The 10,830-nt window shown below is 72.2% G+C and carries 1 pseudogene; it reads right to left on the reverse strand.

The annotated features are described in order from the left end of the window. Nucleotides 1-208 precede the first annotated feature (208 nt). Nucleotides 209-10,765: pseudogene (locus ACIQOW_RS17170) on the reverse strand (SDR family NAD(P)-dependent oxidoreductase); the annotation flags it as partial. Nucleotides 10,766-10,830 lie beyond the last annotated feature (65 nt).

Here is a 10,830-nt window from a genome sequence, read left to right on the forward strand (position 1 = left end):
ACGGAGCTTCTCCTCGTTGGACATGGTGATGTCTCTTCTCCTAGCGGATCTGGCGGTCCGGCGTTCTGGTGATGTGGCGCTCTTGCGCTCGGATGGTCTTGAACCCTCGGCGCCCTGGCTCTTCCGGGTGACGGGTCACCGGCGCCGAGGGAGGGGAGGCCGGCCTCGGTGGGGGTCGAGGCCGGCCTCGGGTGGGGGAAGCGGGGAATCAGGAGATGCCGAACTCCCGGCCGATGAAGTCGAACAGGTCGTCGTCGGCGGCGTCGTCGATCACGTCCGTGACCGCGCCGGCGCCGTCGGCCGGCTCAGCGCCCCGGCCGTCGCCCAGCCGGGCCAGCAGCGCCTGGAGCCGGGTGACCACCCGGAGCCGGTCACCGCCCTCCGGCTCGGACTCGGCGATCAGCGACTCCAGGACGTCCAGTTCCTCGGCCACGCTGCGCCCGGCGTCGTCGCCGCCGGGCAGGGTGGTCAGCAGGTGGTCGGCCAGGTCCGCGGAGTTCGGGTGGTCGAACACCACGGTCGCGGGCAGCCGCTGCCCCACCGCCGCACCGAGCTGGTTGCGGAACTCCACGGCGGTCAGCGAGTCGAAGCCCAGCTCCCGGAACGCCCGGTCGGCCGGCACCTCGGCGATGCCCGCGAACCCGAGCACCGCGGCCACCTGCCCACGGACCAGCTCCAGCATCGCCGGCCTGCGCTCCTCGCGCGGCAGCGCCAGCAGACCGTCGAGGACGGTGCTCTGCGCGCCGCCGCTCGCGGCCTGGGCGGCGCGGCGGGCGGGGGTGCGGACCAGGGCCCGCAGCAGCGGCGGGACACCGGCCGTCGCGGCCTGCCGGCGGACGCCGGCCAGGTCCAGCCGGACGGGCACGAGCAGTGCCTGTCCTGAGGTCCAGGCGGCATCGAGCAGAGCGAGACCCTCGGTGTCCGTCAGGCCGTCGTGGCGACGGCGGTCGGCCTCGGTGAGACCACCCGCCATGCCACCGCTCTGCTCCCACGCGCCCCAGGCCAGCGACGTCGCCGGCAGACCCAGGGTGTGACGGTGGGCAGCCAGAGCATCCAGGAAGGTGTTCGCCGCCGCGTAGTTCGCCTGACCCGGGTTACCGAGCACACCGGCCGCGGAGGAGAACAGAACGAAGGCGCTGAGGTCCAGCTCGCGGGTCAGCTCGTGCAAGTTGTGGGCGGCGTCCACCTTCGGACGCAGCACCGCCTCCAACCGCTCCGGAGTGAGGGCGTCGATGACGCCGTCGTCCAGGACACCGGCCGTGTGGATGACCCCGGTGAGCGGGTGCTCGGCCGGGACGGCCGAGATCAGCTTCTCCAGGGCGTCACGGTCCGCGGCATCACACGCGGCGATCTCCACCGCGACGGCACCCAAGCCCATCAGCTCATCCGCCAACTCCTGCGCACCCTCGGCGGCCAGGCCACGACGACTGGTCAGAACCAGGTGACGGACACCGTGCTCGACGACCAGATGACGGGCGACGAGCGAACCCAGCGCACCCGTACCACCGGTGACCAGCACCGTGCCGCCCTCGTCCAGCTCGAACCCGCCCTCGGCAACCGGCGTCCTGGTCAGACGCGGCACCACGATCTCGCCACCGCGCACCGCCGCCTCCGGCTCGTCCGAGCCGAGGACCGACCAGAGCAGCTCCGAGGTCACCGACTCGTCGGCGTCCAGGAGCACGAAGCGCTCCGGGTTCTCCGCCTGGGCGGAGCGGACCAGGCCCCAGAGCGGGGCGCCGGCCAGGTCATCGGTCAGCGCGCCGCGAGTGACCCAGACCAGGCGGGAGTCCGCGAAACGCTCCTCCGCCAACCAGGCCTGCACCAGCGCCAGCGCCTCCTGAGCCGCGCGGTGAGCGGCGCCCACCACGTCATCGCCCTCGAACGGCGCCACCGGCACGAACAGCACCTTCGGCACGGACACGGCCGCAGCCGCCTCCGTCAGACCGGCGTAGGCGGTGCCACCGGCGAAGACGTCCTCCGCCGCACCCAGTACCGCCCACGTGGCGGCCTCGGCCGTCGGCAGCACCGGCGCTGTCCACTCCAGCTGGAACATCGCCTCGTGGAACGCCCGCCGCGCAGAAGCCAGTTGGCCCGCATCCACCGGGCGCAGCATCAGCGAGCCGATGGTGGCGACGGGGGCGCCGGTCTCGTCGGCGGCGACGATGGACACCGCGTCGGTGCCGGCCGGGGCCAGCTTGACGCGCAGCACCGAGGCGCCGGTGGCGTGGAGGGAGACACCGTTCCAGGAGAACGGGAGGTGCGCGCTGTCCTGCTCGGTGACGAAGCCGCTCAGGGCGATGCCGTGCAGCGCGGCGTCCAGCAGCGCCGGGTGGACACCGAAACCGTCGACCGACGTGTCCTCGGGCAGCACGATCTCCGCGTACACCGCGCCCTCGGCACGCCAGGCGGCCCGCAGGCCCTGGAACACCGGACCGTACGCCAGGCCGGTGGCGGCCAGGCCCTCGTACAGGTCCTCGATGCCGACGGGCTGGGCGTCCTTCGGAGGCCACACCGACAGGCCCTCCGGCGCCACGGGCGCGGCATCGGACAACAGACCCGACGCGTGCCGAACCCACGGCTCATCGGCCTCGGCGCCGTCCGGGCGGGAGTAGACCGCCACCGGACGCAGACCGTCGGTGCCCGCCGCCTCCACCGACACGCGCAGGGCGATACCGCCCTGCTCCGGCAGGACGAGCGGGGCCTGGAGCATCAGCTCCTCGACCTGACCGAAGCCCACCTGGTCACCGGCGTGGATCGCCAGCTCCAACAGACCCGTACCCGGCACCAGGACCGAACCCGACACCGCGTGATCAGCAAGCCACGCGTGCGACTGAAGGGACAGGCGACCCGTCAGCAGGACACCATCCGACTCCGGCAGAGCGATCGCCGCACCGAGCAGTGCGTGCCCCGTCGCGGCCTGGCCCAGACCTGCGGCGTCGCCGGCGCTGGACGAAGTCGCCTTGAGCCAGAAGTGCTCGTGCTGGAAGGCGTAGGTCGGCAGGTCGGTGCGGCGCGCGCCGCGACCGGCGAAGACGGCCTCCCAGTCGAGTGCCACACCCTGGGTGTGGAGACCGGTGACGGCCTGGGTGAAGGACAGCGCCTCCGGGCGGTCCTTGCGCAGGACCGGGGCGAAGTGGCCCTCGGTGATCTCCTGGGCAAGGGCCGACAGGGTGCCGTCCGGGCCCAGCTCCAGGAACGTGGTCACGCCCTGAGCGGCGAGGTAGGCGATGCCGTCGGCGAAGCGCACAGCCTGACGGACGTGTCGCACCCAGTACTCGGGCGAGGTCAGCTCGGTGGCGAGTTCGCCCGTGACATTGGAGACGACGGCGAACTTCGGCTCCGAGTACGTGAGTTCGGACGCCACGACGCGGAACTCGGACAGCATGGGCTCCATCCGCGGCGAGTGGAACGCGTGGCTCACCCGCAGCTGACGACCCCGGCGACCCTGCTCCTTCCAGTGCTCCAACACCTCAAGGACAGTGGCCTCGTCACCCGAAACCACCACCGACGTCGGCCCGTTGACCGCCGCGACGGCGATCTCGGCTTCCCGGCCGGCCAGCAGCGGCAGCACCTCCGCCTCGGTCGCCTCGATGGCGGCCATCGCACCGCCGACGGGCAGGGCCCGCATCAGCCGGCCACGAGCCTCGACCAGCTTCGCGGCGTCGCCCAGGGAAAGGACCCCGGCGACATGGGCAGCGGCGATCTCACCGACCGAGTGACCGACCAGGAAGTCGGGCTTCAGACCCCACGACTCGACCAGACGGAACAACGCCACCTCGACGGCAAACAGCGCCGCCTGCGTGTACGCCGTCTGGTCCAGCAGCTCCGAAGCCTCGAACACCACGTCCTTCAACGGGAATTCAAAGCGGGCACACACCTCATCGAAGGCGGCGGCAAAGGTCGGGAACGCCTCGTACAGCTCCCGCCCCATGCCGGTCCGCTGGCTGCCCTGCCCGGTGAACAGGAACGCGAGCTTGCCACGGCCCACCGAAGCGCCGGACGCCTCACCGCCCGCCAGACCTGCCAGCCCGGCCAGCAGCTCCTCCCGGCTCGCACCCGACACCACCGCACGGTGGTCGAAGCGCGCCCGCGACACCGCCAACGAGAAGCCGACATCCACCGGCGACAGCTCCGGCCGCTCCCCCACGAACGCCGCCAGCCGTCCGGCCTGGTCCCGCAGCGCCGCCTCCGACTTGCCCGACACCACCCAGGAAACAGGGGCATCGACGGTGGCCTCCGCCACCTCGACCGGCGCGCTGTCCGGAGCCTGCTCCAGGATCACGTGCGCGTTGGTCCCGCTGATGCCGAAGGACGACACCGCCGCACGGCGCGGACGACCAAGCTCCGGCCAGTCCCGCGCCTCCGTGAGCAGCTCGACCGCGCCCGCCGACCAGTCGACGTGCGGGGTCGGCTCGTCCACGTAGAGCGTCTGCGGGAGGACGCCCTCCTGGAGTGCCAGCACCATCTTGATGATGCCCGCGACGCCGGCCGCCGCCTGGGTGTGGCCGAGGTTGGACTTGATCGACCCGAGCCAGAGCGGCTCGCCCTCCTCGCGGCCCTGCCCGTACGTGGCCAGCAGCGCCTGCGCCTCGATCGGGTCACCCAGTCGGGTCCCCGTCCCGTGCGCCTCGACCACGTCCACGTCCCCCGTGGACAGGCCGGCGCCCAGCAGCGCCTGCCGGATCACCCGCTGCTGCGAGGGACCGTTCGGCGCGGTCAGACCGTTCGACGCACCGTCCTGGTTGACGGCCGAACCACGCACCACCGCAAGCACCTTGTGCCCGTTGCGCCGCGCGTCGGACAGCCGCTCCACGAGCAGCATGCCGACACCCTCCGACCAGCCGGTGCCGTCGGCCGCGCCCGCGAAGGGCTTGCAGCGGCCGTTCAGCGCCAGACCGCGCTGGAGGGCGAAGCTGGAGAAGGTGTCGGGGTTCGGCATCACCGTCACACCACCGGCGAGCGCCAGCGTGCACTCGCCGTTGCGCAGCGCCTGCGCGGCCAGGTGCAGGGTGACGAGCGAGGAGGAGCAGGCCGTGTCGACCGTCACCGCCGGGCCCTCGAAACCGAAGGTGTACGAGACTCGCCCGGACACCACGCTGCTGGAGCCGCCCGTACCGAGGAAGCCCTCGATCCCCTCCGGAACCTCCGTGACCCGCGCCGCGTAGTTGTGGTACATCACACCGGCGAACACGCCGGTCCGGCTGCCGCGCACGGAAGCCGGGTCGATGCCCGCCCGCTCGAAGGCCTCCCACGACGCCTCCAGCAGCAGCCGCTGCTGCGGGTCCATGGCGAGCGCCTCGCGCGGCGAGATCCCGAAGAAGGTCGGGTCGAACTCGGCCGCCTTCTGGAGGAAACCGCCCTCCAGGACGTAGTCGTCCTCGGGGTGCTCCGGATCCGGGATGAGGATCCGCTCCAGGTCCCAGCCGCGGTCGGTCGGGAACGGCACGATGCCGTCGCCGCCCGCCAGCAGGAACTGCCACAGCCCCTCGGGCGTGGTCACACCGCCCGGGTAGCGGCAGGCCATGCCGACGATCACGATCGGATCGTCGTCCGCGGCCGTCGCGGTCCGCGCACCGACCTCGACCACCGCATGGGCGCCGGTGACCTCGGCCACGACGAAGTCCGCGACGGCCACCGCGTTCGGGTGGTCGAACACCAGCGTCGCCGGCAGCCGCAGACCCGTCGCCGCACCGAGCTGGTTGCGGAACTCCACGGCGGTGAGCGAGTCGAAGCCCATCTCCTTGAACGCCCGCTCCGGCTCCACCACATCGGCGTTCGGGAAGCCCAGCACCGCCGCGACCCGCGCCCTGACCAGCGCGAGGGCGAAGGCACGCCGCTCGTCGGGGGCACCCAGAGCAAGCAACTGCTGCGCCCACTCGCCGCGGGCCGCCGAGGCCGCCCCGGCCGCGGCGCGGCGGGCGGGGGTGCGGACCAGGGCCCGCAGCAGCGGCGGGACACCGGCCGTCGCTGCCTGCCGGCGGACGCCGGCCAGGTCCAGGCGGACGGGCACGAGCAGTGCCTGTCCTGAGGTCCAGGCGGCATCGAGCAGAGCGAGGCCCTCGGTGTCCGAGAGGCCGTCGTGGCGACGGCGGTCGGCCTCGGTGAGACCACCCGCCATGCCACCGCTCTGCTCCCACGCGCCCCAGGCCAGCGACGTCGCCGGCAGACCCAGCGCGTGGCGGTGAGCAGCCAGAGCATCCAGGAAGGTGTTCGCCGCCGCGTAGTTCGCCTGACCCGGGTTACCGAGCACACCGGCCGCGGAGGAGAACAGAACGAAGGCGCTGAGGTCCAGCTCGCGGGTCAGCTCGTGCAAGTTGTGGGCGGCGTCCACCTTCGGACGCAGCACCGCCTCCAACCGCTCCGGGGTCAGCGAACCGACCACGCCGTCGTCCAGCACACCGGCGGTGTGAACAACCGCGGTGAGCGGGTGCTCGGCCGGGACGGTGGCCAGGAGGGCGGCGAGCGCCTCACGGTCGGCGGCGTCGCAGGCCGCGATCCCGACCGAGGCGGCTCCCAACTCGACCAGCTTGTCGGCCAACTCCTGCGCACCCTCGGCGGCCAGGCCACGACGACTGGTCAGAACCAGGTGACGGACACCGTGCTCGGCGACCAGATGACGGGCGACGAGCGAACCCAGCGCACCCGTACCACCGGTGACCAGCACCGTGCCGCCCTCGGCGAGAACGACCTCACCCTCGGCGACCGGCGTCCTGGTCAGACGCGGCACCACGATCTCGCCACCGCGCAGCACCGCCTCCGGCTCACCGGACAGTGCCACCGCCGCCAGCCGCTCCCAGGCCGGCACCCCGTCCTCGACGTCCAGGAGCACGAACCGCTCCGGGTTCTCCGCCTGAGCGGAACGCACCAGACCCCAGACGGGCGCGTTGACGAGATCATCGGCCAGCGCACCGCGCGTCACGAACACCAGGCGGGAGTCGGCGAAACGCTCCTCCCCCAGCCAGCCCTGCACCAACGCCAGCGCCTCCAGCGCCGACCGGTGAGCAGCACCCACCACGTCATCGCCCTCGAACGGCGCCACCGGCACGAACACCAGCTCCGGCACCGAACCGGCCGCAGCCAGCTCCGCCAGACCCGCACCCGACTCCAGCACACTCCACGAAGCCTCAACCGACTCCGGAACCGCAAGCTCCGACCACTCCAGCTGGAACAACGCCTCATGGAACGCCCGCCGCGCAGAAGCCAGTTGGCCCGCATCCACCGGGCGCAGCATCAGCGAACCGATGGTGGCGACGGGGGCGCCGGTCTCGTCGGCGGCGACGATGGACACCGCGTCGGTGCCGGCCGATGCCAGCTTGACGCGCAGCACCGAGGCGCCGGTGGCGTGGAGGGAGACACCGTTCCAGGAGAACGGGAGGTGCGCGCTGTCCTGTTCGGTGACGAAGCCGCCCAGGGCGATGCCGTGCAGCGCGGCGTCCAGCAGCGCCGGGTGGACACCGAAGCCGTCGACCGACGTGTCCTCGGGCAGCACGATCTCCGCGTACACCGCGCCCTCGGCACGCCAGGCGGCCCGCAGGCCCTGGAACACCGGACCGTACGCCAGGCCGGTGGCGGCCAGGCCCTCGTACAGGTCCTCGATGCCGACGGGCTGGGCGTCCTTCGGAGGCCACACCGACAGGCCCTCCGGCGCCACGGGCGCGGCATCGGACAACAGACCCGACGCGTGCCGAACCCACGGCTCATCGCTCTCGGCGCCGTCCGGGCGGGAGTAGACCGCCACCGGACGCAGACCGTCGGTGCCCGCCGCCTCCACCGACACGCGCAGGGCGATACCGCCCTGCTCGGGCAGAACAAGCGGGGCCTGGAGCATCAGCTCCTCGACCTGACCGAAGCCCACCTGGTCACCGGCGTGAATCGCCAGCTCCAACAGACCCGTACCCGGCACCAGGACCGAACCCGACACCGCGTGATCAGCAAGCCACGCGTGCGACTGAAGGGACAGGCGACCTGCCAGGAGGACGCCATCCGACTCCGGCAGAGCGATCGCCGCACCGAGCAACGGGTGAACGGTCTTCCCGAGGCCGAGGCTGACGGCGTCACCCGCAACGTTGGGCAGGTCCAGCCAGTAGTTCTCGTACTGGAAGGCGTAGGTCGGCAGGTCGACACGGCTCGCGCCGCGACCGGCGAACACCGCGTCCCAGTCCAGTTCGGAGCCGTACGCGTGGAGACCGGTGACGGCCTGAGTGAAGGACAGCGCCTCCGGGCGGTCCTTGCGCAGAACGGGCGCGAAGTGGCCGTCCGTGATCTCCTGCGCCAGAGCCGACAGGGTGCCGTCCGGACCCAGCTCCAGGAACCTCGTGACACCCTGAGCGGCGAGGTAGGCGATACCGTCGGCGAAGCGAACAGCCTGACGGACGTGGCGCACCCAGTACTCGGGCGAGGTCAGCTCGGTCGCCGACTCGCCGGTGACGTTGGAGACCACGGCGAACTTCGGCTCCGAGTAGGTGAGTTCGGACGCAACGGCGCGGAACTCGGCCAGCATGGGCTCCATCCGCGGCGAGTGGAACGCGTGGCTCACCCGCAGCTGACGACCCCGGCGACCCTGCTCCTTCCAGTGCTCCAACACCTCCAGGACAGCGGCCTCGTCGCCCGAAACCACCACCGAGGAAGGCCCGTTGACCGCCGCCACGGCGATCTCCGACTCCCGGCCCGCCAATAGCGGCAACACCTCCGCCTCGGTCGCCTCAATGGCAGCCATCGCACCACCGACGGGCAGCGCCTGCATCAGCCGGCCCCGCGCCTCGACCAACTTCGCCGCGTCGCCCAGGGAAAGGACCCCGGCGACATGGGCAGCGGCGATCTCACCGACCGAGTGGCCCACCAGGAAGTCGGGCTTCAGACCCCAGGACTCGACCAGACGGAACAACGCAACCTCGACGGCGAACAGCGCCGCCTGCGTGTACGCCGTCTGGTCCAGCAGCTCCGAAGCCTCGAACACCACGTCCTTCAACGGGAATTCGAACCTGGCACACACCTCATCGAAGGCAGCGGCAAAGATCGGGAACGCCGCGTACAGCTCCCGCCCCATCCCCGCCCGCTGGCTCCCCTGCCCGGTGAACAGAAACGCGAGCTTGCCACGGCCCACCGAAGCGCCGGACGCCTCACCACTCGCCAGACCTGCCAGCCCGGCCAGCAGCTCCTCCCGACTCGCACCCGACACCACCGCACGGTGGTCGAACCGCGCCCGCGACACCGCCAACGAGAAGCCGACATCCACCGGCGACAGCTCCGGCCGCTCCCCCACGAACGCCGCCAGCCGCCCGGCCTGCGCCCGCAGCGCCGCCTCCGACTTGCCCGACACCACCCACGCGACCGGAGCGTCGACAGTGACCGCGACGGCCTCCGCCGGCTCCTCCTCGGGGGCCTGCTCCAGGATCACGTGCGCGTTGGTCCCGCTGATGCCGAACGACGACACCGCCGCACGGCGCGGACGACCAAGCTCCGGCCAGTCACGGCCCTCGGTCAGCAGCTCGACCGAGCCCGCCGACCAGTCGACCTTGGTCGACGGCCGGTCCACGTGCAGCGTCTGCGGCATGACGCCCTCGCGCAGCGCCATCACCATCTTGATGATGCCGCCCGCGCCGGCCGCCGCCTGGGTGTGGCCGACGTTGGACTTGAACGAGCCGATCCACAGCGGCTCGCCACCCTCGCGGCCCTGCCCGTACGTGGCCAGCAGCGCCTGCGCCTCGATCGGGTCACCGAGCGTGGTGCCGGTACCGTGTGCCTCCAGCAGGTCCACGTCGCCCGAGGTCAGGCCCGCGTTGGTCAGGGCCTGCCGGATCACCCGCTGCTGCGACGGACCGTTGGGCGCGGTCAGGCCGCTGCTCGCACCGTCCTGGTTCACCGCCGAACCCCGCACCACCGCAAGCACCTTGTGACCGTTGCGCCGCGCGTCGGACAGCCGCTCCAGCAGGAGCATTCCGACGCCCTCGGAGAAGCCGGTGCCGTCGGCCGCGTCCGCGAACGCCTTGCAGCGGCCGTCGAGGGCCAGGCCCCGCTGTCGCGTGAACTCCAGGTAGGTGCCGGGCGTGGCCATGACGGTCGCGCCGCCCGCGAGGGCGAGCGTGCAGTCGCCGTTGCGCAGGGCCTGCGCGGCCAGGTGCAGGGTGACCAGGGAGGAGGAGCAGGCCGTGTCGACCGTCACCGCCGGGCCTTCGAGGCCCAGGGTGTAGGAGACGCGGCCGGACGCCACGCTGCCGGAGCCGCCGGTGCCGAGGAAGCCCTCGATCCCCTCGGGGAGGCCTTCCTGCGCGGGGGACGGCGTGTAGTCGGTGTTGTTCATCAGGCCCGCGAACACGCCGGTCTTGCTGCCGCGCACCGACTCCGGGTCGATGCCGGCCCGCTCGAAGGCCTCCCACGACGCCTCCAGCAGCAGCCGCTGCTGCGGGTCCATGGCGAGCGCCTCGCGCGGCGAGATCCGGAAGAAGTACGGGTCGAACTCCCCCGCGCTGTGCAGGAATCCGCCCTGCGGAACGCGTGTCCCGCCGGGGCCGTCCTCGTCCTCGCCCTCCTCGAAGGTCAGGGCCGCCAGGTCCCAGCCGCGCTCGGCGGGGACCTCGCTGATGCCGTCGGCGCCGTCGGCCACCAGCCGCCACAGCCCCTCGGGCGTGGTCACGCCGCCCGGGTAGCGGCAGGCCATGCCGATGATCGCGATGGGCTCGCGGTCCTTGTCCTCCGCCTCGCGCAGACGGCGGCGGGTCTCGCGCAGGTCGGCCGTCGCCCGCTTGAGGTAGTCGACCAACTTCTCTTCGTTCGACACTGGGGTCACTCCACTGTGAGGGCTACGGCAGGGGCTGCGGCGGGCGTGGGTAC

Source organism: Kitasatospora sp. NPDC091335, assembly GCF_044757205.1.
GTDB lineage: Bacteria > Actinomycetota > Actinomycetes > Streptomycetales > Streptomycetaceae > Kitasatospora.